Source organism: Sphingobium sp. BYY-5, from assembly GCF_022758885.1.
Taxonomy (GTDB): domain Bacteria; phylum Pseudomonadota; class Alphaproteobacteria; order Sphingomonadales; family Sphingomonadaceae; genus Sphingobium.
Genome location: NZ_JALEBH010000001.1, coordinates 3,156,996 through 3,180,410, shown reverse-complemented (window position 1 = coordinate 3,180,410; position 23,415 = coordinate 3,156,996). Strand labels below are relative to the sequence as shown.

22 protein-coding genes are annotated in these 23,415 nt (G+C 64.0%); 6 read left to right on the top strand and 16 right to left on the bottom strand.

The window, feature by feature from the left end:
- Positions 1 to 31: 31 nt before the first annotated feature.
- The 6 genes from MOK15_RS15275 to MOK15_RS21915 form a co-directional block, all read right to left on the bottom strand.
- Positions 32 to 1,348, bottom strand: a complete 1,317-nt coding sequence (locus MOK15_RS15275) for an ATP-binding protein (RefSeq protein ID WP_242932391.1) — start codon at positions 1,346 to 1,348, stop codon at positions 32 to 34.
- Positions 1,345 to 2,130, bottom strand: coding sequence for a response regulator (locus MOK15_RS15270; RefSeq protein ID WP_242932390.1), 786 nt, complete (start codon positions 2,128 to 2,130; stop codon positions 1,345 to 1,347). Before MOK15_RS15270 ends, MOK15_RS15275 begins: the two co-directional genes overlap by 4 nt.
- A 30-nt stretch (positions 2,131 to 2,160) precedes the next feature.
- Entirely contained in the window at positions 2,161 to 3,075 is a 915-nt protein-coding gene (locus tag MOK15_RS15265) for an intradiol ring-cleavage dioxygenase (RefSeq protein ID WP_242932389.1), read from the bottom strand.
- A gap of 93 nt (positions 3,076 to 3,168) precedes the next feature.
- Entirely contained in the window at positions 3,169 to 4,404 is a 1,236-nt protein-coding gene (locus MOK15_RS15260) for an MFS transporter (protein WP_242932388.1), read from the bottom strand.
- Positions 4,405 to 4,778: 374 nt separating this feature from the next.
- Entirely contained in the window at positions 4,779 to 6,611 is a 1,833-nt protein-coding gene (gene typA / locus MOK15_RS15255; RefSeq protein WP_242932387.1) for a translational GTPase TypA, read from the bottom strand.
- A gap of 66 nt (positions 6,612 to 6,677) precedes the next feature.
- On the bottom strand, positions 6,678 to 6,803 hold the full coding sequence (locus tag MOK15_RS21915) for a hypothetical protein (RefSeq protein WP_278254159.1): 126 nt from the start codon (positions 6,801 to 6,803) through the stop codon (positions 6,678 to 6,680).
- Between MOK15_RS21915 and MOK15_RS15250 the strand changes: the two genes are divergently transcribed.
- From MOK15_RS15250 to MOK15_RS15235, 4 genes are all read left to right on the top strand, one after another.
- On the top strand, positions 6,784 to 8,019 hold the full coding sequence (locus MOK15_RS15250) for an aminotransferase class V-fold PLP-dependent enzyme (RefSeq protein WP_242932386.1): 1,236 nt from the start codon (positions 6,784 to 6,786) through the stop codon (positions 8,017 to 8,019). The genes MOK15_RS21915 and MOK15_RS15250 overlap by 20 nt on opposite strands.
- A gap of 265 nt (positions 8,020 to 8,284) precedes the next feature.
- Positions 8,285 to 9,502, top strand: coding sequence for a toxic anion resistance protein (locus MOK15_RS15245; protein WP_242932385.1), 1,218 nt, complete (start codon positions 8,285 to 8,287; stop codon positions 9,500 to 9,502).
- A 130-nt stretch (positions 9,503 to 9,632) separates the two neighbouring features.
- Positions 9,633 to 10,349, top strand: a complete 717-nt coding sequence (locus MOK15_RS15240) for a hypothetical protein (RefSeq protein ID WP_242932384.1) — start codon at positions 9,633 to 9,635, stop codon at positions 10,347 to 10,349.
- A gap of 18 nt (positions 10,350 to 10,367) precedes the next feature.
- The gene (locus tag MOK15_RS15235; RefSeq protein ID WP_242932383.1) at positions 10,368 to 10,523 is read left to right on the top strand and encodes a hypothetical protein; all 156 of its coding nucleotides are present in this window, start codon (positions 10,368 to 10,370) and stop codon (positions 10,521 to 10,523) included.
- A 7-nt stretch (positions 10,524 to 10,530) separates the two neighbouring features.
- Here MOK15_RS15235 and MOK15_RS15230 read toward each other — a convergent pair whose 3' ends face one another.
- Positions 10,531 to 11,262, bottom strand: coding sequence for a class I SAM-dependent methyltransferase (locus MOK15_RS15230; RefSeq protein WP_242932782.1), 732 nt, complete (start codon positions 11,260 to 11,262; stop codon positions 10,531 to 10,533).
- Positions 11,263 to 11,264: 2 nt separating this feature from the next.
- Positions 11,265 to 12,392: a peptide chain release factor 2 gene (prfB, locus tag MOK15_RS15225; protein ID WP_242932781.1), complete on the bottom strand. Its 1,128-nt coding sequence runs from the start codon at positions 12,390 to 12,392 to the stop codon at positions 11,265 to 11,267.
- A 263-nt stretch (positions 12,393 to 12,655) separates the two neighbouring features.
- On the opposite strand from prfB, the gene MOK15_RS15220 reads away from it, so the two are divergent.
- Positions 12,656 to 13,294: an FkbM family methyltransferase gene (locus tag MOK15_RS15220; protein WP_242932382.1), complete on the top strand. Its 639-nt coding sequence runs from the start codon at positions 12,656 to 12,658 to the stop codon at positions 13,292 to 13,294.
- Between the two features lie 75 nt (positions 13,295 to 13,369).
- On the opposite strand, the gene yihA is transcribed toward MOK15_RS15220, so the two are convergent.
- The 8 genes from yihA to MOK15_RS15180 all read right to left on the bottom strand — a co-directional run bounded on the left by yihA (position 13,370) and on the right by MOK15_RS15180 (position 21,889).
- A complete protein-coding gene (gene yihA, locus MOK15_RS15215) occupies positions 13,370 to 14,017 on the bottom strand; it encodes a ribosome biogenesis GTP-binding protein YihA/YsxC (protein ID WP_242932381.1) in 648 nt (215 codons plus the stop codon).
- A gap of 145 nt (positions 14,018 to 14,162) precedes the next feature.
- A complete protein-coding gene (gene yidC / locus MOK15_RS15210) occupies positions 14,163 to 15,866 on the bottom strand; it encodes a membrane protein insertase YidC (protein ID WP_242932380.1) in 1,704 nt (567 codons plus the stop codon).
- Positions 15,867 to 15,901: 35 nt separating this feature from the next.
- Complete coding sequence (yidD, locus tag MOK15_RS15205; RefSeq protein ID WP_242932379.1) at positions 15,902 to 16,114, bottom strand: membrane protein insertion efficiency factor YidD; 213 nt, start codon at positions 16,112 to 16,114, stop codon at positions 15,902 to 15,904.
- Positions 16,114 to 16,596 (bottom strand): ribonuclease P protein component, encoded by a 483-nt coding sequence (gene rnpA / locus MOK15_RS15200; protein WP_242932780.1) that lies wholly within the window; start codon positions 16,594 to 16,596, stop codon positions 16,114 to 16,116. The genes yidD and rnpA overlap by 1 nt, the downstream gene beginning before the upstream one ends.
- Before the next feature lie 35 nt (positions 16,597 to 16,631).
- Positions 16,632 to 16,766, bottom strand: coding sequence for a 50S ribosomal protein L34 (gene rpmH, locus MOK15_RS15195; protein ID WP_031308989.1), 135 nt, complete (start codon positions 16,764 to 16,766; stop codon positions 16,632 to 16,634).
- Positions 16,767 to 16,946: 180 nt separating this feature from the next.
- Entirely contained in the window at positions 16,947 to 17,717 is a 771-nt protein-coding gene (locus MOK15_RS15190) for a DsbA family protein (RefSeq protein WP_242932378.1), read from the bottom strand.
- Positions 17,718 to 17,719: 2 nt separating this feature from the next.
- Entirely contained in the window at positions 17,720 to 19,069 is a 1,350-nt protein-coding gene (locus MOK15_RS15185) for a M48 family metalloprotease (protein WP_242932377.1), read from the bottom strand.
- 147 nt (positions 19,070 to 19,216) lie between these two features.
- On the bottom strand, positions 19,217 to 21,889 hold the full coding sequence (locus MOK15_RS15180; protein WP_242932376.1) for a ribonuclease E/G: 2,673 nt from the start codon (positions 21,887 to 21,889) through the stop codon (positions 19,217 to 19,219).
- Positions 21,890 to 22,399: 510 nt separating this feature from the next.
- Between MOK15_RS15180 and MOK15_RS15175 the strand changes: the two genes are divergently transcribed.
- Positions 22,400 to 23,383, top strand: coding sequence for an N-acetylmuramoyl-L-alanine amidase (locus tag MOK15_RS15175; protein WP_242932375.1), 984 nt, complete (start codon positions 22,400 to 22,402; stop codon positions 23,381 to 23,383).
- Positions 23,384 to 23,415 lie beyond the last annotated feature (32 nt).

The window sequence follows — 23,415 nt, the reverse complement described above, 5'->3', positions numbered from 1 at the left end:
GGACCAAGGCTTGGCGGTGAGGGAGACCGCCTTACCGATCCAGCGGCAGCATCAGGGTGGCGCGCAGGCCGCCTTCCGCCCGGTTGGCGAAGCCGATCGTTCCGTCATGGCTTTCCGCGATCGACCGCGCAATCGCTAGGCCAAGGCCCACGCCGCCGGTTTCCCGGTTGCGGGAGGCATCGCCGCGATAGAATGGCTCGCATAATCGCTCGATCGTCTCCGGCGGCACGCCCGGCCCGTCATCCTCGACCGCCACGGTGACGCAGCCATCGGCAACGATCATGGCGACGCGGGCCGATCCCCCATAGCGGACGGCATTTTCCACCAGATTGGCGATACAACGGCGCAGGCCGACCGCGTCGCCACGCACGACGGCGCGCGCGCTCTGCTTCACCGCGACATCCTGCCCCATGTCGGCAAGGTCGTCGGCCAGCGTCTCGACAATGGCGGACAGGTCGATGCGGACCTTCTGCGCCCCATCCGATCCCCCGCGCATGAAATCGAGCAGGTTCGTGACCATGGCGCGCATCTCCTCGACATCCGCCTGGGCCTTGGCGCGGGGGCCTTCGGGCAGTTGCTCCAGCCGGAAGGAGAGGCGCGTCATCGGCGTGCGCAGATCGTGCGCGATCGCCACCAGCATGGCGGTCCGTTCGTTGAGATAGTCGGCGATGCGTGCGCGCATGTGGTTGTATGCCGCCCCGACCGCGCGCACCTCCGGCGGGCCGGTGAGCGGCATCGGTTCGGCGCGTTCGGGCCGCTCGGCCGCGGCGCGCTCCGCCAGGCGGCGGATCGGCCGGGCGATATGCCGTGCCACCCAATAAGCAGGCAACAGCAGCAGGATGAAGATACCCGCCATCAGGGACAGGGTGATCGCGTACCAGCGCCGGTTCGCGCCCTGCCGGGCCTGGATCACGGTCCAGCCATCGCCAGTTCGCTGGGCGATGATGAAGGCGCGGAACAAGGCGTTTCGCGCCCAGTCCGGCCGGAGCATCGGCGCATCGCGGATCGGGGGGGGCGGGCGTTCGCGGAGCAGCCGGATATTTGGGGTCGGCACGCCCAGCAGCGTGGCGATCTGCGCGGCGGCGGGTGGATCAATCTCCTGCCCGGCGTCGGGGACCGGCGCCCGATCGGAACGATAGCGGGTGATGCTCCAGGCGGTGCCGGACGGCCCCGTGCCGCCGCGCAGCAACTGCGCCGCTTCGGGCAGGAACATCGGCCGGGCATGGGGCGGCGGCCCGCGAAAAGTGACCAGCATCATTGCGACCAGCGCCAGCAGCAGGGTCGCCACCACCAACGCCACAATGCGGACCAGAATGGACGGATTGAAGGAAAGGCGGCGCGCGATCACACCGGGCGCACCTCGGCCGTGAACATATATCCTTCGTTGCGGATGGTGCGGACCAGCTCGTCCGTGCCCTCTGTCTTCGGATTGCCCCCCCTCGCGCCGCGCTCCAGCTTGCGGCGCAGGCGGCTGACCTGCACGTCGATCGCGCGGTCATAGCTTTCATTCTCGTTGCCCGCCGAATAATCGAGCAACTGGTCGCGGCTCAGCACCCGGCGCGGATGTTCGATGAAGGCGCGCAGCAGGCGGAATTCGCCGTCGGTGAGCGTCACCACGACATTGTCGGGATCGGTCAGCAGACGCGCGCCCATGTCGATCTGCCATCCGGCGAAGCGCAGCCTTTGCCCGCCCGCAGCCGGCGCGTCCATCGCCTGGCGGCGATGACGGCGCAATACGGTGCGGATGCGGGCGAGCAGTTCGCGCGGGTTGCAGGGCTTGGGCAGATAATCCTCCGCCCCCATTTCCAGCCCGACGATCCGGTCGACATCGCTGCCGATGGCGGACAGCATGATGACCGGCAATCCGCCGCGCGCCGACAGGCGCCGCAGGATCGACAGCCCATCCTCGCCCGGCATCATCACGTCGAGCACGGCAATGTCAAAATCCTGGATGGCGATGGCGCGATCCATGTCCGTGCCATCGGCCACCGCCGTCACGACAAAGCCGTGCTGTTCCAGGAAATCGGACAGAAGCGCGCGGATGTCCGCGTCGTCATCGACCACCAATATGCGTGAACCATCCATCGTGACGGCCAGCATATCGGGTGAAGGGGTCAACTGCCAAGTCATCCACGTCCCATCCTGCAAGATTGCGCCCTGTCAGATCGCCAGACCGACCGTCACCGTGCCGGTGAAGCCGTTGGTGATGTCGCCGGTCATGGTCGGGGTCATCGCCGCGATCTGCGCCGATGTGTTGTCGCCGAACACATTGTCGCTGCTGGTCGTGATCTTTGCGAAGTTGGTCTTGCTGCTGGAATAGCCGCTGGTGGCGTAGACCGTGTTGCAGGCCGCCGTCGGCATGGCGAGTTGAGACGTGAGCACGCGGTTGGCGTAGCTGGTGGCGCTCGCCAGGCTTGGATAGATTTCGAAATGGATATGCGGATAGCGCCCGTCATAGCAGCCGGGGAAGATGCTGGTGAAAGTCACCTGGCCATTGGCGTCGGTCACGCCCACGCCGCGCAGATAATTTTCGCCCGGCACGGTGTAGAGCGAATAGAGGCCGTCGCGAGTGCAATGCCAGATATAGACGGCATAGCCCGCCAGCGCCGCGCAGCCGCTGTTGACGTTCACCACGGTGAGGGTGAGCTGCATGGTGACGCCTTCGGCCGTGCCGCTGGACGAACCGAAGCTGGAGCGGATGTCGGTGCGCACGATGCCGGTGTCGTCCAGCACATTGACCACGCTGCCGTTGCTGCTGTTGGAACCGTCCGCCGGATAGGGGCCGTTGGTTTCCTCTGGATCAGCAATGCAGCTATCTGACGAGGTCGGTGTGGGCGTGGGAGTCGGGGTTGGCGTGGGAGTCGGGGTTGGCGTGGGAGTCGGCGTTGCCGTCGTATCGGTGCTGCCGGAAGAGTCGTCGCCACCACCGCAAGCGCTGATCAGCGCCGCGCCGCTCGCCGAAAAGAGCAGCCGCAAGGTACGACGCCGCCCGATATTCTCCCGCGCCAGCGCGCGCATCTGTTCCAGATCGTGCATCAACCCATGGTCATGCGCGTCGTCCGCCGTTCCAGTCATACCCAGTCCCTTCTGTCCTTGCGGACCCTCCAGGGATGGGATCTATGGACTCCATGTCTCCGCGCGATTGCGCAATGTAGCGGCTTTGTAGCGCTAGGCTGCTTTCTTACCATAGACCGGCCGGGGCAGGCTGACGAGCGTCAGGCTGCTGGCCAGCATCAGCGCGACGGTCAGCCACAGGAAGACGGAATAGCCGCCGGTGGCATCGAACAGCGCCGACGCGCCGAGCGGCCCGGTCGCGGTGCCGATCGACAGCGCCATCAACAGGCCGCCATAGAGGCCGCCGAAGGTGCGCAGGCCGAAATGCTGGGTGGTGAGATAGACGATGACGTCCACTTCCGCGCCCAGGGTCAGCCCGATCAACGCGGCGGCGGCGGCCTGCGCGGCCCAGCCGGTCCCGCCCGACAGCAACAGAAGGCAGCCGATCGCCGGCAGCAGGAAGACCACCGCCCCCACCATCGATCCCCGGAACCGATCCAGCAACAGGCCGGTCGCGAGACGGCCGATGACGGAGAAAAGGCCGACCAGTGCGGCGGTCCCGGCCGCCGCCATGCGATCCGCGCCCCGGTCGGTCAGGATCGGTACGAAATGCACGACCAGTGCGATGATGGTGAAGGTGAAGAGCAGGCTGGCCAGCAGCAGCCGGTGATAGATGGTGGACCGCAGCCCTTCCCCCAGGGTCGCCCCCGGCTGATCGGGCAGATCCGCTGGCGCCGCCTTGCCCCGATGGTCATGAGCGCCGCGGAAGAAGAGAAGGATTATCGGGAAGGCGATGACCACCCAGATCGCCGCCTGGATCGGCGCGGCGCCCTGCCAGCCATGGCGGGCAATCAGCCAACTGCCCAGCAGGGGAAAGAGCGCCGCCGCGAGCGACGCGCCGCACAAAGTCACCGCGAAGGCCAGCCCGCGCGAAGTCGCGAAGCGCGACGCGACCGCACTGGTCCAGACCGTCGCCTGCACCGGCAGGGTCGCGAAAGCGAGCAGCGCCCAGAGGAAAATCCACTGGGTCCGGTCCCCCGTCGCCAGGCCCAGCAGCGCGAAGGCGCCGGTGGTGAGCAGCACGCCCACCAACCCGAACAGGCGCGGGCCGAGACGATCGACCATCAATCCGATCGGAATCGAAAAGACCGCCTGCACCAGGGTCGCCAAGGTCAGACCAATCGTAGTCTGGGTGCGCGACCAGCCGAAGGACTGACTGATCGGCTCGATATAGGGACCCAGGCCGTAGATATGGATCACGCTGGTGGCGTAGCCCAGCCCCGCCGCGATCGGCAACAGCGGCGCCCGCCGCCATTCCGCCCCGGCTGTCATCATGCCCGCCTGTGTCATCCGCCCCTCCGCGATCCTGATCCGGCGGGCAAGTGTAGCGACGGCGACAACAAAAGCGAGAAGGCCTCACTTATATCGCCGGGGCAAGGAAAAGATGATTGTGACGTTTGCGAACCCGTCTCCTAAACGTGGGTGACAGGAGCGAACCATGAGAAAATCCTCCCCTGTAAGGGGAGGTGGCTGGCCGAAGGCCAGACGGAGGGGTGTCACCCTATCGAGAGGGTGACACCCCTCCACCGGCTGCGCCGGTCCCCCTCCCCTTACAGGAGAGAATGAAGATTCACCTTGGATTCGCATCCTTGCACCATAATCGCCAAGAAAAAGGGGCCGCTATCTTGCGACAGCGGTCCCTTTTTCAAGTCCGTTCGAAGCGATCAGGCCGCCTTGGCGCGGCTCATGCGCTTCCGTTCATTCGGGTCGAGATAGCGCTTGCGCAGACGGATGGTCTTGGGCGTCACTTCGACCAGTTCGTCATCGTCGATATAGGCGATAGCCTGCTCCAGTGTCATCTTCCACGGCGGGGTCAGGCGGACGGCATCATCCTTGCCCGACGCGCGGAAGTTGGTCAGCGCCTTCGACTTCATCGGATTGACTTCAAGATCCTCGGTCTTGGCGTTTTCGCCGATAATCATGCCTTCGTAGAGCGCTTCGCCCACGCCCACCATCAGCACGCCGCGTTCTTCGAGCGGACCCAGCGCATAGGCATTGGCTTCGCCCGCGCCGTTGGAGATCAGCACGCCATTCTTGCGGCCTTCGATCTTGCCCTTGTGAGGACCGTATTTCTCGAACAGGCGGTTCATGATGCCGGTGCCGCGCGTGTCGGACAGGAATTCGCCATGATAGCCGATCAGGCCGCGCGACGGCGCGGAGAAGGTGATGCGGGTCTTGCCGCCGCCCGAAGGACGCATGTCGGTCATCTCGGCCTTGCGGATGTTCATCTTCTCGACAACGGTGCCGGAAAATTCATCGTCCACGTCGATCATGACGGTTTCATACGGCTCGGTCTTGTTGCCGTCCTCATCGGTGCCGAACAGCACGCGCGGGCGGCTGATGCCCAGTTCGAAGCCTTCGCGGCGCATCGTTTCGATCAGGACGCCAAGCTGGAGTTCGCCACGGCCGGCGACTTCGAAACTGTCCTTGTCTTCGCTCTCCGTCACCTTGATGGCGACGTTCGATTCGGCTTCGCGCTCCAGACGGTCGCGGATCATACGGCTCGTCACCTTGCTGCCTTCGCGGCCGGCCATCGGCGAATCATTGACGGCAAAGCGCATCGACAGCGTCGGCGGATCGATCGGCTGGGCCTGGATCGGTTCGCTGACCGAAGTGTCCGCGATGGTGTTCGCCACGGTCGCGACGGCAAGACCGGCAAGCGAGATGATGTCGCCCGCCTGCGCTTCGTCGACAGGGACGCGATCGAGGCCGCGGAAGGACATGATCTTCGACGCACGGCCGGTTTCGATCACATTGCCGTCCATGTCGAGCGCGTGGATCGCCTGGTTCACCTTCACGCGACCGCTGGTCACGCGGCCGGTCAGCACGCGGCCGAGGAAATTGTCGCGGTCGAGCAGCGTCACCAGGAAGGTGAAGGGCGCGTCGACATCCAGCGCCGGCGGCGGCACATGGTCGACGATCTTCTGGAACAGCGGGACCAGCGTACCCGAACGCAGCGACGAATCCTCATTGGCGTAGCCGTTGCGGCCCGAAGCGTAGAGGACGGGGAAGTCGAGCTGTTCGTCGGTCGCATCCAGCGACACGAACAGGTCGAACACTTCGTCCAGCACTTCCTGGATACGTTCGTCGGGACGGTCGACCTTGTTGACGACGACGATCGGCTTCAAACCCAGCGCCAGCGCCTTGCCGGTCACGAACTTGGTCTGCGGCATCGCGCCTTCCGACGAATCGACCAGCAGGACGACGCCGTCGACCATCGAGAGGATGCGTTCGACTTCACCACCGAAGTCGGCGTGGCCGGGCGTGTCGACGATGTTGATGCGCACGGCTTCGCCACCTTCGGGCGTCCACTCGACCGAGGTCGGCTTCGCCAGGATGGTGATGCCACGCTCCTTTTCCAGGTCGTTGGAGTCCATGGCGCGTTCTTCGACGCGCTGGTTGTCGCGGAAGGTGCCGGACTGGCGGAAAAGCTGGTCGACAAGTGTCGTCTTGCCATGGTCGACGTGCGCGATGATCGCGATATTACGCAGGGACATGTTGGGCCTTCGGGATATGGGCTCCCCTGGCCGACACGGGGCCGCGCAGAGGCTTCGGGCGCGCCCCTACAGGAAATGCCGCGCTGCGGCAAGGGCGACGCACAGAGACAGGGGCAGATGGCGGGTTGGGTCGCCCGATCCGTCGAACCCCATGCCAGAGGAGAAGACGCGCATGACCGACAGCCCGCCCATCAGCCGCCGCGCCCTGATCCACGCCACTGCCCTGGCGGGGCCGTTGGCGCTGTCGCCCGAACTGCTGAGCGCCGCGGGTAAGCCGGCGCTGCGCGAGGCGATGCTGCTCGATCCCGCGATCCGCTATTTCAACGCCGCCAATATCGCCCCGACCTTCCGCAGCGTGGCGGCGATCCATGAACGGGAGACGCGCGCCTTCCAGATGGACCCGTCGGTCGAGCGGCGCACCCTATATCCCAAGGCGGCCGACGCGCTGCGCGCGCGGATCGGCGCGCGGTTGAAGGTCGCGCCGCAGGAAATCGCGCTGGTCCGCAATGCGAGCGAGGCCAATACGGTGGCGGTGCGCGGGCTGACGCTGTCACCGGGCGACCGGATCATCCTGACCGACCATAATCATCCATCGACGCTGGATAGCTGGCAATTGCGGGCGGAACGGGAGAGGCTGGACCTGCATATCGTGCCGGTGCCGGTCGGCGCGCAATCGCCGCAGGAACTGTTCGACGGGATCGCCGCCGCCGTCACGCCCAGCACGCGGGCGATCTTCCTGTCGCATATGAGCAATATCACCGGCATCATCTATCCGGTGGCGGAAATCGCCCAGCTCGCACGATCGAAGAATATCTGGCTTCATGCCGATGGCGCCCAGACCTTTGGCTGGATGGCGCTGGACCTGGCGGCAATGGGCGTCGATTCCTATTCGGGCAGCACGCATAAATGGTTGATGGGACCGCTGGAGGGCGGCATCCTTTATGTCCGTCGCGAGCGGCAAGCCGAATTGCAGCCGATCATGATGAGCCATGGCTATTGGCTGACCGACCCGGCCAATCTGGCGACGGCGCAGAAATATGAGATATTGGGCCAGCGCGACGACCCCCGGCTGATGGCGGTCGCCGCGACGCTGGACGTGCTGGACGGCGTGGGCGAAGCCGCGATCGAGCAGGCGGCGCGCGAGCGCGCGGCATCGATGCGGCAGGCGCTGTCCGCCGTGGCAGGCGCGCGGCCCTTCGGCAACGGCGACGCGGCGATCACCGGGCCGGTCATCACCGTCGCTTTCCCCGGCCGCGACGTGGCGGCGATGCGCGCCCGGCTGTGGCAGGCGAAGATCGCCACCGCCGCGTCGAAGGTGGACGGGCAGGCCGCGATCCGCTTTTCGCCGCACATCTATAACAGCGACGATGATGTGGCGGCCGTGATCGAGGGACTGCGGCAGACCTGAGAGCTTGTTTGAAAATGCGCGGAAGAGCGCATTTTTAAGACCGCACCGGCCCTCACCCCCGCCCGGCCACCCAACGGCAATATCATATGGGTGGCCGGGCGGGGGTGAGGGCCGGTGTCGCCACCGATCCGGTTCGACATGGCGCGCTATTTGCTCCCACGGCGCACGCCGGCCCGGTTTGAATTGCATCGGGCGCAGGGCCGGGCCATATTTCGCATTGAAGCGCAACTGTTATAGTCACATATGACAGCTTCAAGGAGACGACATGGCCAGCACCGCGCCCACCACGACCGCAACCGTAGACGCCCTGAACCTGACGCCGCCCGATCCGGTGCCGGTGATCGCGCCCGAAAAGGCGGCGGGGCTGGTGCCGATCGAGGATGAGAAGAAATCCAAGCTGGACGAGAAGGTTGACGCCTTCGTCGCCGATCTCGTCGCGCAGGACGCCAATTCGCCGGAGTTCGGGCAGCGCGTCGACCAACTCACCAATATGGGACGCAAGGAGATTGCGGAGGCCGCGGGCCATAGCAACCGCTTCCTCGACCGGCCGGTGCGCGCGATGGACAGCGACACCAAGGTCGGCGCCGACCTGGCCGAACTGCGCCGCACGGTGGAGGATCTGGACCCCGGCAAGCGCGGCAATCTGCTGGCGCCCAAGAAGCTGTTCGGCATCATCCCCTTCGGCAACAAGATGCGCGACTATTTCGACGGCTATAAGAGCGCGCAGAGCCATATCAATTCGATCCTCGGCAGCCTGGCTAGCGGCAAGGACGTCCTTATCAAGGACAATGCCGCGATCGACGTGGAACGCCAGAATATGTGGCAGACCATGGGCCGCCTGGAGCAGATGGTGCATATCAGCAAGACCATGGACGCCCGGCTTGAGGCCAAGGCGCTGGAACTGGATTCGACCGATCCGACCAAGGCCAAGGCGATCCGCGAGAGCGCGCTCTTCTACATCCGCCAGCGCACGCAGGATTTGCTGACGCAGATGGCGGTGACGGTGCAGGGCTATCTGGCGCTGGACCTGGTGAAGAAGAATAATGTCGAGCTGGTGAAGGGCGTGGACCGCGCCAGCACCACCACGGTCGCGGCGCTGCGCACGGCGGTGACGGTCGCGCAGGCGCTGGTCGGGCAGCGGCTGGTGCTGGAACAGATCACCGCGCTCAACACTACGACCGCGAACATGATCGACCGCACCGGCGAACTGCTCAAGAGCCAGACCGCACAGATCCACGAGCAGGCGGCCTCTTCGACCATTCCGATCGAGACGTTGCAGCGCGCGTTCCAGAATATCTACGACACGATGGACAATATCGACACGTTCAAGCTCAAGGCGCTGGAGAATATGAAGACGACGGTGAACACGCTGTCGAACGAGGTGGAAAAGTCCAAGGGCTATATCGCCCGCGCCGAAGGTCAGGCGCAGGCCGCCAAGGAAGTCCGCGCGGACAATCCGCTGCTGAGCGCGATCGAGGGGTGAGTGGAATTTCACCATCCGTTCGCCCTGAGCGAAGTCGAAGGGCTACGCCGAACACAGTGTGGTGCCTTCGCCTCCGCTCAGGCAAAGGCTTCGACTTCGCTCAGCCCGAACGGATTTGGGGATTGAGATCATGACCAGCGATGTCGATCGTTATATTCGCGACCGGATAGAACCTACCCTCCGCCGTCATAGCGATCGCGGGCGCAGCCTGTCGACACGCGCGCGCCAGCGGCGCAATGCCGGGCTGCTGCGCAAGGTCAAATATGCGTTCTGGGCCGTGCTGGCGGTGCTGCTGGGCAGCGCGGTGGCAGGCTTCATCCTGCCGCTGGGCGTGACCGGGGTGATGATCGCGCTGGGCGTGATGATCGCGGCGGTGCTGCTGATCGCGCTGCTCCCTACGGAAAGCCAGGTGAAGACCGAAGCGCTGGCCGCAACCGAATTGACCGCCCTGCCGCTCAAGACCGAAATCTGGCTGGAAAATCAGCGCAAGGCCCTGCCCGCCCCCGCCGTCACCCTGGTCGACAGCATCGGCGTGAAGCTCGAAACACTGGCGCCACAACTGGAACGGCTGGGAGAGCAGGAGCCAGCGGCGCAGGAAATCCGGCGGCTTCTCTCCGACCATCTTCCCGAACTGGTGACGGGTTATCAATCCATCCCGGAACCGCTCCGGCGCGAGACCCGCAACGGCCGGGTGCCGGAAAAGCAATTGATCGAAGGCCTGTCCGTCATCGACGCCGAAATCGCCCGCATGACCGAGAACCTGGCGAGCGGCGATATCGACAAGCTGGCGACGCAGAACCGTTTTCTGGAACTGAAATATCAGGAAGCCAAGGAACTGGGGCAGTAGCTCCGTCTTGTTCCTGACATGATCCATCTCACCCTTATCATCGTCGATTTCCTGACGGGACTGCTCGTGGCCGGCGCCTGGGCGCTGGCCTCGGCCGGTGGCGTGATCGCAGCCGTGCTGGGCAGCGGATATGTAGGGGTGTCTCTGTTCCGGCGCTGGCGGCGCAAAAGCTGAGCGGGGATCAGCGTTCCTTACCGTCGTTCAGCGTACAGGGCACGATGCTGGCCGGATCGGGCCGCGCGGCGATGCGGCGGAAGCGTGCGAAATAACCGCCGGCGGTCGGCTTGGGGATCAGTTGCTCCATGCGGAAACCCATCGCGGCGAGTTCGCAGGTGAGCAAACGAGGCGGCGTACCATGCTGGTCGGTGGGCCGGTTGGCGTCGACCACGATCAGTTCGCCGTCCTTCTTGAGCGCGGGGCTGAGGTGCCAGAGAAAGGCATAAGGCTCCGAAATCTCATGATACATATGGACCATGAAGATGCGGTCGAAACTGTTTCCGGGTAGCTTAGGATCTTCGGGCGCGCCCAGCTTCACGCTGACATTGTCCCAGTTTTCCCGCGTGATGCGGCGCGAGAGCGCTTCGATCACCTCAGGCAATATATCCTCGGCAAGCACCCGGCCGTTGGCGCCGACACGATCGGCCAGGCGGACGGTATAATAGCCCTCGCCCGCGCCCAGATCCGCCACCGTCATGCCGGATCGCACCTCGGCGCGGTCCATGATGTCTTCCGCTTCATTGACGCGGTCGCGCGCCTCCTCGCTCGACCAGCGGGTCGACACGATCGGCGCGACCGGGCGGTCGGCGCGCGGAAAATCCCGCGCGGCGGCGGGACGCTCGGCCTCCTTGCCGCCCGTCAACTGATCGCAGGCGGCCAGCAGGACAAGCACACCCGCCAAAACCACCCGGACCATCATCAGTCGACATCCTCCACATCGACCTTCTCACCCGTCACCTTCTGCGACAGGGCGGCCGCCATGAAGGGATCGAGCGCGCCATCCAGCACGTCGTCCGGCGCGGTCGAGGTAACGCCAGTGCGCAGATCCTTCACCAACTGATAGGGCTGGAGAACGTAGGACCGGATCTGATGGCCCCAACCGATCTCGGTCTTGGCCTGATAGTCGCTCGACGCGGCTTCCTCACGCCGCCGCAGTTCGGCTTCGTACAGGCGGGCCTTGAGCATGTTCATCGCGGTCGCACGGTTCTTGTGCTGCGAGCGGTCATTCTGCGACGCAACGATGATACCCGACGGAACGTGAGTGATGCGGACGGCGGAGTCGGTGGTGTTGACGTGCTGCCCGCCCGCGCCCGATGCGCGATAAGTGTCGATCTTGAGGTCGCTTTCCTTGACCTCGATATCGATGTCGTCGTCGATCACCGGATAGACCCAGACCGACGAGAAGCTGGTGTGACGCCGCGCCGAACTGTCATAGGGGCTGATGCGCACCAGGCGGTGGACGCCGCTTTCGGTCTTGGCATATCCATAGGCGTTCTCGCCCTTGAACAGGAAGGTCGCGGACTTGATGCCCGCCTGGTCGCCTGCCTGATAGTCGACCAGTTCCACCTTGTAGCCGCGCCGTTCCGCCCAGCGCCGATACATGCGGCTGAGCATTTCGGCCCAATCCTGGCTTTCAGTGCCGCCCGCGCCGGCGTGGATTTCCAGATAGGTGTCGCTGGCGTCCGCTTCGCCTGCCAACAGCGCCTTGATCTTGTCCTCGTCCGCACGGTCGGCCAGCGCCTTGAGCGCGGCGATGGCTTCACCCACCATATCCTCATCGCCTTCGGTATCGGCCATTTCGATGAGTTCGGCGGTGTCGGTCTTTTCCGTCTCGATCGCGCGGGTTGCGCCGATCGCCGAATCGAGCCGGGTGCGTTCCCGCATCACCTCCTGCGCCGCCTTCTGATTATCCCACAGGGTCGGGTCCTCGACACGCGCGTTCAGCTCATCCAGCCGGCGCAGCGCGCGGTCCCAATCGAGAAAACGGCGCAACAAGTCCAGCGCGGCGTCGATACGGTCGATATATTGCTGCGCTTCGGCGCGCATGATGCGTACTCCAAAAATCATATAATCGTAACGGGTGCGCATAAGGCAATCCCAGCAGCCCACAAACCCGGAACTTGCCAAAAAACAGGAGAACGCTTCGACAGGGTAAAGCCATTATCGTCAAGCAGATTGTGATCCAACGGGATGCCCCCCTACAACACGGTCTGCAACGCGCCTGCCGCTGCCGATTACCCTTGTGGGTTGAAGGTGATCCAGTTAACCAATATGGTTTATCAGTTTCCCCGGTTCGGAGAATATTTTCCATGTTGATCGACGAAACATTCAGTCAGTTTAATGAAGATCTGGTGATTGCATCAGTCCTGGGTACTACAACGGCTCGATACTCCCCATATTTCGTGGATGTAGGAGCCAATGACGGAAGGAGTTGGAGCAATAGCTGGTTTTTCGGAAGAGGGGATTGGGATCTCCTTTTGATCGAGCCAATCCCCCGGCTGGCCGACTATTGCCGCAGCCTATACGCAGACAAACCATCTGTTATTGTCGAACAGAAAGCCATTTCACTAGAAGTAGGCATAGCCGATTTCTTCGTAACGGACGAACTGGATCGCGACCTTTTGCAGATGGGATCTTCCCTTTCCGCAGAAGGTGTTCCATTCAACCTGAGGTCCACGACAATCTCCGTGGAAACATGTCCGCTCAGGAGCCTTTTGGAACATCACAATGTCCCGAATGACTATGCCGTTCTGTCAGTCGATGCGGAGGGCCATGATCTCGCCGTTCTGGAAACTGCAGACCTCACGACATGGAAACCGATCGTGATTTGCGTGGAAATGATCTATGGAGATCCGGTATATGCGCCCATCGACCAGTTCTTGCTGGAGCATAACTATAGATATGCTGCCTCCACCCCTGCAAATGGTATCTATATCCGCAACGCCTGATCGGAAAATCCCCATCAGACAAGCCGACACTGCCGAATAGCAGTGCGATCAGCAGAATGCATCTGATACACGTGATTACCCCCCCATCACGCTTTCCAGCACGGCGGCGCGCAGTTCGGGGATACCCATGCCCTTTTCGCTCGACGTGGCGATGATGTCGGGATGGGCGGCGGGGCGCTTGCGGATCGCGTCCGCAACCGCCTGCGTCACGGCGGCGAGGTCGCTCGCCTTGATCTTGTCGGTCTTGGTGAGGACGATGCGGTAGCTGACCGCCGCGCCGTCCAGCATGTCGAGCATGTCGGTGTCGACATCCTTGATGCCGTGGCGGCTGTCGATCAGCACCAGCGCCCGCTTGAGCGCGGCCCGCCCGCGCAGATAGTCGTTCACCAGGAACTTCCACTTGCGCACGATATCCTTGGGCGCCTTGGCATAGCCATAGCCGGGCATGTCGACCAGGCGGAAGCGTAGCGGATCACCCACGTCGAAGAAGTTCAGTTCCTGCGTGCGGCCCGGCGTGTTGGACGTGCGCGCAAGGCCGTTGCGGTTGGTCAGCGCATTGAGGAGCGACGACTTGCCGACATTGGAGCGGCCCGCGAAGGCTACCTCGTTCACCGCCATGTCGGGCAGGAATTTAAGGTCCGGCGCGGACTTGAGGAATGCGATCGGCCCGGCGAACAGCTTGCGCGCTTCCTCGATCAGTTCCGGCTTTTCTTGGTCGGTCATCGTCTTCTCTTTCATCCTCCCCTATAAGGGGAGGGGGACCGCCGTCGAAGGCGGTGGTAGAGGGGTGTCCCGCCATCGTTAGGGTAACACCCCTCCGTCAGGGCTTCGCCCCGCCACCTCCCCTGCAAGGGGAGGATTGGGGGTGTCACTTCGCGGCCGTCGCGGTGTTCAGCACGGGGTGGCGCTTGTACAGCCACCATTGCTGCGCCATCGACAGGCAGTTGTTGGTGATCCAGTAGACCAGCAGGCCCGCGGCGAAGGGCGCCATGATGAACATCATCATCCAGGGCATGATCGCGAAGACCTGCTGCTGCATCGGGTCCATCTGCGCCGGGTTCAGCTTGAACTGCAACCACATCGAAATGCCCAGCAGCAGCGCCAGCACGCCGATCGCCAGGAAGGACGGCGGGGTAAAGGGCAGCAGGCCGAACAGGTTCAGGATGTGCAGCGGATCGGGCGCGGACAGATCCTTGATCCACAGGACGAAAGGCTGGTGACGCATTTCGATCGTCAGCATCAGCACCTTGTAGAGGGCGAAGAAGATCGGAATCTGGATGAAGATGGGCAGACAGCCGGCGAGCGGATTGACCTTCTCCTTCTTGTACAGCGCCATCATCTCCTGCTGGAGCTTGGGCTTGTCGTCCTTATATTTTTCCTGGAGCGCCTTCATCTTCGGCTGCACCGCGCGCATCGCCGCCATGCTGGCGAACTGTCGCTGGGCGACGGGGAACATCAGGGCGCGGACGCAGAGCGTCAGGCAGATGATGGCCACGCCGAAATTGCCGATGACGGTGAACAGCCAGTGGAGCAGCGCGAAGATCGGCTGTTCGAACCAGTAGAACCAGCCCCAATCGATCGCGCGGTCGAACAGTTTGACGCCGTCCCGCTCATAGGCCTGGAGCGTCTTCACTTCCTTTGCACCAACGAACAGGCGCAGCGTCTGCGTCGCCGCCTTGCCGGGGGCCAGCGTGGTCGAATCGAGCGCGACGTCAGCCTGATACTGCGTGCCTGCCCCTTTACGGAACTGTCCGGCGAAATCGGCGTCGGTGCCGGGAACCAGTGCCGAAAGCCAATATTTGTCGGTAAAGCCAATCCAGCCGCCCTTGGACTGGAAGCTCTGGGTCGACGGCCCCTTGTCCAGATCCTTGTAGTTCACGTCATAATTGGCGGCGCCGTTGAACACGCCCATCGGGCCGATATGGATGGTCCAGGTATCGGGGTCCTTGGGGATGCCGGTACGGCTGATATAGGCATAGGGCTTCACGCCCACTGCGCCGGCGGCGGTGTTCGACACCTTCTGCGCGGCCGAGATCATGTAATTTTCGTCGACCGACAGGCGGATTTCGAAAATCTGGCCGACGCCGTTGTTCCAGGTCAGCGTGACCGGGCTGGTCGGGGTCAGCGCGCTGCCCTGCGCGGTCCAGAGCGTGTCCTTGTTCGGCGCCTTGAGGCCTTCGCCCTGCCAGCCGAAGCCGGCGAAATAGGCATCCTGCGTGCCGCTGGGGCTGTAGAGGCGGACGTCGGGCGAATCCTTGGCGATGGTTTCCTTGTAGGTCGGCAGCACGATGTCATCGATGCGCGCGCCCTTGAGGTTGATCGATCCGATCAGCTTGGGCGTGCGGATCGCCACGCGCGGGCTTTCCTTGAGCACGGCCGCGCGATCGCGAATCACCCCTGGGCCGTCCGCCGTGTCGGTGCCGGGCGCAGCGACCGGCGTGGTCTTGCCGCCCTCGATCTTCGTCGCCGGCGGATTGGCCGTCGGGAAGAAATAATGCGAGACATAGGGCCAGCCGAACAGGATCGCTGCTGTCAGCAGCACCGCCAGAATGATATTCTTCTTGTCGTCCACGCTTTTCGGCTCCGCCGTCTTATGTCTATATGTCGTCAGGGAACGGGATCGTAGCCCGATCCGCCCCATGGGTGGCATCGCATTAGCCGCTTGAACCCCAGCCAGCTACCCTTGATCGCGCCATATTTGCGCACCGCCTGAATCGTGTATTCGGAACAGGAGGGCGCGTAGCGGCAAGTGGGGGGCAAAATGCGCGAGGGGCCGAGTTGCCAGAAGCGCGCTATCACGATGAGCAGGCGCGCGATCATCACTCCTCCCCGCTCGCGGGGAGGTGGCGACCCGAAGGGACGCCGGAGGGGGTTGGCCCCACAGCGCGACGTGAAGGGGAAACCCCCTCCACCACGCCCTTCGGGCGCGTCGGATCGAGGCGCGTGACTCGATCCGACCCTCCCCGTGCCGGGGAGGATAAGGGGCGGGTCATGATCTTGCCCAGCGCCTTGGTCAGTTCGGCATGGAGCAGCGAAAAGTCACGCTCAATCCCACCGTCACGGCCGATCAGCACATGGTCCGCCCCGGCCACACCATGGGCCGGCAGCAGTTCGCGCGCCAGAACGCGAAAACGGCGCTTCATCCGATTGCGGATGACGGCGCCGCCGACTTTCTTCGTGACCGTGATGCCATATCGCATCGCCGGATCGCCGTCGCCGCGCTCACGCACCAGCAGGACAAAGCCCGGCATGGGGGCGCGGCGTCCACGATTCGCCGCCAGAAAATCCGCGCGCCGGACCATCATGGCCGGCGCGTCAGCTTCCTGCGGCAAGTGGGTCAGGCGCTCAGGCTCTTGCGGCCGCGCGAACGGCGCGCGCGGATGATGTTGCGGCCGCCGGGGGTCGCCATGCGGGCGCGATAACCGTGACGGCGCTTCCGAACCAGATTGCTCGGCTGAAAAGTGCGCTTCATCGTTCATTCCTCAAAACAAATAGAGAATCGGGCGTGACAAAAAAGGGCCGCTTGTGCAGCGACCGCAAGTCAGGGGGCGTCCGATAGGGAAAAGGGGGGGGCAAGTCAATGGGCGAGGCTGGAAGAGTCCGTTCGTTTCGAGCGAAGTCGAAAAACGAACGGCTGTTGGATTTACCGTGCCTACTTCCCCCGCGCCGCCGCGACGCCTTCCTTCAGCGTGTCATAGCCCACAGCCCCGCTCAACACCTGGCCGCCGATCACGAAGGTCGGGGTGCCGGTCGCCTGCAATTTCTGCGCGAGCGCGATGTTGGACTGGATCTCGGCGTCATATTTGCTCGATGCGATCGCCGATTCGGCCTCGGACTTGGTGATGCCCGCCTTGGCCGCGGCGGCGATGATGGTGTCGCGCGTCACCTTGCCAGCGCCATAGAGCGCCTTGTGATAGGCCATATATTGACCGCGCTCGGCCGCGAGCAGCGACACCTTGGCCGCGTCGCCGCTAGCTTCCGACAGGATCGGCAATTCGCGATAGACGACCTTCACCTTGGCGTCGGAGCCGACCAGCTTTGCCAGATCGGGCAGCGAGGCGCGGCAATAGCCGCAGGCATAGTCGAAGAACTCCACCACGGTGACATCCGCATTGGCCGCCCCTTCCCAGGCGCCGGCATAGGGCGTTTCGAGCGCGCTGCGGCTGGCCTCGATCGTACTCGACACCCGCTTGGCCTGCAGCTTTTCGATCGCCTGCGGAATGATTTCGGGATGGTCGAGAATATAGTCGTGGACGATCTTCTCGATCGCTGCCTTGTCGGTGGCGTTGACGCTGGCGGGCGCGGCCTGCACGGCAAGTGCGGTGCCGGCGGCAGCCGCGATGAAGGCGAAGGCCCCTAGGGTCATCTGCATGGTCCTGTTGGATAAAGCGGCGCGAAAGTCCGGCCGGGTCTGATCTGTCATTGCTATCTTTTCTTCCGCTGCTGCTCGATCGCCGCGCGCGAGACCATGGCGATATCCTGTGCCCGCAGATAGTCAACCGTGCCGGGCTTCAACCCCTGCATCGCCGCGTCCGCGCTGCGCAGCGCCATGGGATGCTGACCCATCATCTCGTAGCGCTCCGCCGTGGCCAGCGCCGCGCGGGGAATGTCGCCGCGCCGCTCATAGACGACGCCCAACTGATACCAGGCGAAGGGATTTTCCCGGTCGCGGTTGACCGCGACGCGCAGCACCTGTTCGGCTTCCGCGAAATTGGCTTCATCCTCGGTCGCAATCAGGGCGTGGGACAGGAGCACGGAGATCAGCGGCTGGTTGGTCAGTTTCACCGCCTCACGCAGCGGCGCGATGGCGTCGGCCGGCTTGCCGCTTTCCAGCAATATCTGCCCCTTGAGTTCCAGGAAATAGGGATCGTGCGGCGCGGCGGCGAGCAAGGCGTTCGCCTCCGCCAGCGCCTTGTCGGGATAGGCGCTCTTATGCCAGGCATAGGCGCGGGCATAATGGGCCGGGATCGACTGATCGCTTTCAGGATATTTGGCGAGCGTCTGGGCGGGTTCCGAAACGAAGCCGATCAGCTTCGCCTTGATCCGCTCGAACCGCGCCTCCAGCTTCGGGTCCAGCGGCTTGTTCCATGCCGGATCGACCTCATAGACTTCACGCAGCACATTGATGCGCTCGCCCGACAGCGGATGGGTGCGGCCGTAGCTGTTGCCCTGCGGGATGGCGAGGCGATATTCCTGGTTCTGCAGCTTCTTGAAAAATTCCAGGCTGCCCCGCCCGCTGATGCCGGCAGTGTGCAGATAGCGCGCGCCCGCAAGGTCGGCCGAACTTTCTTGCGCGCGGGAAAAGGCGAGATATCGAGTCATCGCCGCCTGCTGGCCCAGGCCCATGATGCCCAAACCCGCTTCCGCGCCGCCCGCCGCGATGGCGGCGGCGCCCAGCACCAGGCTGAGCAGCGTGACGCTGGTGGCTTCCTTGACCCCCTCGCCCGAACGGATGACATGGCCACCCTCGATATGGCCCAGTTCGTGCGCGACCACGCCCTGAATCTGGTTCACATTGTCGGCCTGCGCGATCAGGCCGCTATGGACCCAGACATATTGGCCGCCCGCGACGAAGGCGTTGATCTCCGGATCGTTGATGACCATCACCTGGACATTCTTCGGTTCCATCCCCGCCGCCTTGACGAGCGGGCCGGACATGTCGGCCATGAAGGCTTCGGTTTCCGCGTCACGCAATATCTGCTGGGCGAGCGCCGGGCGGGTCATCAGCGCGAACGACGCCAGCACCAGGGCGAAGAACTGGACTATTCTGGTCATCTGCCGGGCCATCGGACGGGGCCGATGCCATGCCCGCCCTGAACCTGCCGTGAAGCAGTCGTTCGGGCGGGGCCAAAAGCAAAGCGCCGCTGCACGCCGGTCGAAACCGGAAGGGCAGCGGCGCTTCTTCATCTATACGTCCGGGGCCTACTGACCGAAGGTGCGCTGCCACCAGCCGCGACGCGGACCACCTTCGTCGCCCTCGGCGCCTTCCTCGGCCGGTTCGGCAACCAGCGTCTCGGCCACAGGCGCGCTCGCGGTTTCAGCCACGATCTCGACCGCAGGCTCGCCCCCTTCGGCGTCGCTCAGCGCAGGCTTCTTCTTGCGCGTCCGCTTCGGCTTGACCGGCGCAGCTTCCTCGACCTCGACGGCGGGCGCCGCTTCGGCTTCGACGGCCGGCTCGACCCCTTCGGCGTCGCTCAGGACAGGCTTCTTCTTGCGCGTCCGCTTCGGCTTGGCCGGAGCTTCGGGAGCAACCTCTTCCACTATGGCAACGGGTTCGGCAGGCACCTCAACCGCTTCCACCGGTGCGGCGGCTTCGGGTTCGGCATCCGCCTTCTTGCGCGCGCGCGGACGGCGACGGGCCTTGGGAGCCGGCTCGGCAGCTTCCTCGACCACAGCTTCGGCAGCCGGCACTTCTTCCGCCACGGCTTCACCCTCTGCCGATTCGGCAGGTTCGCCCTGCCCGCTCACGACATCATCACCGCCTTCGCGACGACGGCGACCGCCCCGGCGGCCACGACGCCCGCGACGACGGGCGCCATTTTCATCGGCCTCCGCATCTTCGGCAACCGCTTCGGCCGCGACAACCTCATCCTCTTCAGCCGCATCGGATTCGGCATCGTCGCCTTCTTCACCCGATTCCTCGGTCGATCCTTCGCGATTTTCCTCGCGCTGGCCGCCACGGCGACGGCGGCGGCGACGACGACGACGACCGCCTTCGCGATCCTCGCCACGATCACTACGTTCTTCACGCTCGGATGCGGCGTCGGCTTCTTCGACCTCTTCCTCTTCTTCCTCCTCCGAAAGATCGATGTCATCCTCTTCCTCCGCGAGCGGGGCATAGGTCACGACACGTTCCGGCCGGGGACCGCTGGCCTCCACCGACATGCGCGCGCCCTCAATCTCGCCATCGGGCAGGATGACGATCGTCACGCCATAACGCTGCTCGATCTCGTCCAGTTCGCGACGCTTGTTGTTGAGGACATAGAAGGCCGCTTCCTGGCTCGCGCGCAGCGTGATGATGCTGCCGCGACCACGCGCCGCTTCCTCTTCCAACATGCGCAGCGCGCCTAGGCCCGCCGACGATGCGGTGCGGACCAGGCCAGTGCCCTCACAATGCGGGCACTGGCGGGTCGAGGCTTCGAGCACGCCGGTTCGCAGCCGCTGGCGGCTCATTTCCATCAGGCCGAAGCCCGAAATGCGGCCGACCTGAATGCGGGCGCGATCGTCCTTCAGCGCCTCCTTCATCGCCTTCTCGACCTTACGGATGTTGGAGTTCATCTCCATGTCGATGAAGTCGATGACGACCAGGCCCGCCATGTCGCGCAGGCGGAGCTGGCGGGCGATTTCGCGCGCGGCTTCCAGATTGGTGGCGACGGCGGTCTGCTCGATGCCATGTTCGCGGGTCGAGCGGCCGGAGTTGATGTCGATCGACACCAGCGCTTCGGTCGGGTTGATGACCAGATAGCCGCCGGACTTGAGCTGCACGACCGGGTTGTACATGGCCGCAAGCTGGTCCTCGACGCTGGCGCGCTGGAACAGCGACACGGCGTCGGCATATTGCTTCACCCGGCGCGCATGGCTGGGCATCAGCAGCTTCATGAAGTCCTTCGCCGCGCGATAGCCTTCCTCGCCCTCGACGATCACTTCCTCGATATCCTTGTTGTAGATATCGCGGATCGCGCGCTTGATGAGGTCGCTGTCATTGTGGATCAGCGCGGGCGCGTCGGACTTGAGCGTCTGCTCGCGAATCTCATCCCACAGGCGGGCGAGATAGTCGAAGTCGCGCTTGATCTCCGGCTTGGTGCGCTGGAGACCGGCGGTGCGGACGATACAGCCCATCGAGGAGGGCAACGCCATTTCCGCGATGATCGTCTTCAACCGCTTGCGATCCGCCGCATTGCTGATCTTGCGCGAAATGCCGCCGCCATGCGACGTGTTGGGCATCAGCACGCAATAACGGCCGGCGAGCGACAAATAGGTGGTCAGCGCCGCACCCTTGTTGCCGCGCTCTTCCTTGACGACCTGGACCAGCAGCACCTGGCGGCGCTTGATGACGTCCTGGATCTTGTAACGGCGGCGCAGCGCCATGCGCTTGCGGCGCAGTTCATCGGCGGCGTCGTCACCCTTGCCGCCGCTCTTGCGACGGCCGTTCCTGGGCGCGTCACCCTCGACGCTGACTTCGGCTTCGCCGCCGTCTTCATCGTCATGATGATGGGTGGCCTCGACGACTTCCACGCCGTCTTCGCCGTGAATGCCCTCATCTTCGTCATCATCATAGTCGGCGCGCAGCGCGGCCTCTTCCTCGGCGTGCGCGCGTTCTTCGCGCAACAGCGCCTCGCGGTCTTCGCGCGGGATCTGATAATAATCGGGGTGGATTTCGCTGAAAGCGAGGAAGCCGTGGCGGTTGCCGCCATAATCGACAAAGGCCGCCTGGAGCGACGGCTCCACGCGCGTCACCTTGGCGAGATAGATATTACCCTTGAGCTGCTTGTGCTCGGCCGATTCGAAATCGAACTCCTCGATCCGGTTACCCTTGACGACCGCGACCCGGGTCTCTTCCCGGTGGCGCGCATCGATCAGCATACGCATTGTCATTTATAAGTCTCCGGCGTGGGCGGGCTGCGGCATGGAGCCGCGCCGTCACGCGATAGTGAAGGGACGGCCGGGCGCGCTCCGGTAAGGGCGCGGATGTCGGCATCGTCCGGGTTTGAAGGAAAAACTGCGTGTCTGCTGCGTCGGCAGGGCCGGACAAGGCGCCGGGCCGAACCATCCACGCCGCCACACCCGTTACCGGGGCAAGCGTGGAAGGAAATTCATGCCTCATGCAGCGTCAACCTGTTCTGTACCGCCGGCGAAAAACGGCCGGCGCGTCATTATCGTCCCGCAGGACCGCCCACTTATGGCGACACTTACAGGAATGTGAATGGGTAGCAGCCAAAAACCCCCGGAGCAACGGCTGGTTGAAATATTATGACATAGCTGCCTGTTCCGGCGTCCTTCGACGCCGATCATCCCAAGGGCGATAATAACGCCTTGCATATTAGGGAGACAGAAGGCGCCTATGCTTGATCCGATAGTCAGCGTGAGGATGCTGAACGGATCAGGATGAAATTTGGCTGGACGGCCGATCACCATGCGTTGCACAAGCGGCGCATGTTTCAGAGCCTTGCCCTGGCAAGCAGCATCCTTTTTTCCGTTCCCGGCAGCACGGGCGGAATTCCCAACGTCGATGCCCTGAGCGACAGGGGCGTCGTCCGCTTCGACGCGCCTGCCGACATGGCGGCGCGGCCGCGCAAACGCCTGCATTCGATCACCGTGCCGATCCCGGCCGCATCGCGCGGGGTCGCCCTGCCACGGGTGGAAGGTGTCAATGATGGCGCGCGGCCGCTGGTGGTGATCGACGCCGGACATGGCGGCCATGATCCAGGCGCGATCAACAAGGAAAATGGCAGGCGCGAGAAGGATGTGACGCTGGCCATCGCGCAGGCGATCCGCGACCAGCTCGTGAAATCGGGTCGCGTGCGCGTGGCCCTGACCCGCAACGACGACCGGTTCCTGATATTGGAGGAACGCTACGGCATCGCACGCAAGCTGGGGGCAGACCTATTCATCTCCATTCACGCAGACGCCGCCGACAATGCCGAGGCGCATGGCGCAACCGTCTACACCTTGTCGGAAACAGCGTCGGACCGCGAGGCGGCGAGGCTGGCCGCGCGGGAGAACAGGGCGGACATCATCAACGGCGTGAACCTGGGCGGCCAGTCGGGCGACGTTTCCTCGATCCTGATCGACCTGACGCAGCGCGAATCGCTCAATGCCTCCGCCAGTTTCGCCAGACTGCTGCAACGCGAGGCATCGCCGCTCATGCCTTTTCGCAGCAGCTATCACCGCTTCGCGTCGTTGATCGTGCTCAAAGCGCCGGACATCCCGTCAGTGCTGTTCGAGACCGGCTATATCAGCAATGGCGATGACGCCGCCTTCCTCTCCTCGCGCGAGGGGCAGGATCGGATCGCCCGTGGCGTCGCCCGCGCGATCGAGGTGCATTTCGCCCGCCAACTCGCGACGCACGGCACTGCGGCGAGGAACTGAAATTCGCGAATGCCCCACGCCGAATGGATGTA

Coding starts and splice junctions, on each gene's coding strand:
- MOK15_RS15270 (WP_242932390.1), bottom strand. CDS start 2,130: ATGACTTGGCAGTTGACCCCTTCACCCGATATGCTGGCCGTCACGATG.
- MOK15_RS15265 (WP_242932389.1), bottom strand. CDS start 3,075: ATGACTGGAACGGCGGACGACGCGCATGACCATGGGTTGATGCACGAT.
- MOK15_RS15260 (WP_242932388.1), bottom strand. CDS start 4,404: ATGACACAGGCGGGCATGATGACAGCCGGGGCGGAATGGCGGCGGGCG.
- typA (WP_242932387.1), bottom strand. CDS start 6,611: ATGTCCCTGCGTAATATCGCGATCATCGCGCACGTCGACCATGGCAAG.
- MOK15_RS15250 (WP_242932386.1), top strand. CDS start 6,784: ATGACCGACAGCCCGCCCATCAGCCGCCGCGCCCTGATCCACGCCACT.
- MOK15_RS21915 (WP_278254159.1), bottom strand. CDS start 6,803: ATGGGCGGGCTGTCGGTCATGCGCGTCTTCTCCTCTGGCATGGGGTTC.
- MOK15_RS15245 (WP_242932385.1), top strand. CDS start 8,285: ATGGCCAGCACCGCGCCCACCACGACCGCAACCGTAGACGCCCTGAAC.
- MOK15_RS15240 (WP_242932384.1), top strand. CDS start 9,633: ATGACCAGCGATGTCGATCGTTATATTCGCGACCGGATAGAACCTACC.
- MOK15_RS15235 (WP_242932383.1), top strand. CDS start 10,368: ATGATCCATCTCACCCTTATCATCGTCGATTTCCTGACGGGACTGCTC.
- MOK15_RS15230 (WP_242932782.1), bottom strand. CDS start 11,262: ATGGTCCGGGTGGTTTTGGCGGGTGTGCTTGTCCTGCTGGCCGCCTGC.
- prfB (WP_242932781.1), bottom strand. CDS start 12,392: ATGCGCGCCGAAGCGCAGCAATATATCGACCGTATCGACGCCGCGCTG.
- MOK15_RS15220 (WP_242932382.1), top strand. CDS start 12,656: ATGTTGATCGACGAAACATTCAGTCAGTTTAATGAAGATCTGGTGATT.
- yihA (WP_242932381.1), bottom strand. CDS start 14,017: ATGACCGACCAAGAAAAGCCGGAACTGATCGAGGAAGCGCGCAAGCTG.
- yidD (WP_242932379.1), bottom strand. CDS start 16,114: ATGATCGCGCGCCTGCTCATCGTGATAGCGCGCTTCTGGCAACTCGGC.
- rnpA (WP_242932780.1), bottom strand. CDS start 16,596: ATGGTCCGGCGCGCGGATTTTCTGGCGGCGAATCGTGGACGCCGCGCC.
- rpmH (WP_031308989.1), bottom strand. CDS start 16,766: ATGAAGCGCACTTTTCAGCCGAGCAATCTGGTTCGGAAGCGCCGTCAC.
- MOK15_RS15190 (WP_242932378.1), bottom strand. CDS start 17,717: ATGACAGATCAGACCCGGCCGGACTTTCGCGCCGCTTTATCCAACAGG.
- MOK15_RS15185 (WP_242932377.1), bottom strand. CDS start 19,069: ATGACCAGAATAGTCCAGTTCTTCGCCCTGGTGCTGGCGTCGTTCGCG.
- MOK15_RS15180 (WP_242932376.1), bottom strand. CDS start 21,889: ATGACAATGCGTATGCTGATCGATGCGCGCCACCGGGAAGAGACCCGG.
- MOK15_RS15175 (WP_242932375.1), top strand. CDS start 22,400: ATGAAATTTGGCTGGACGGCCGATCACCATGCGTTGCACAAGCGGCGC.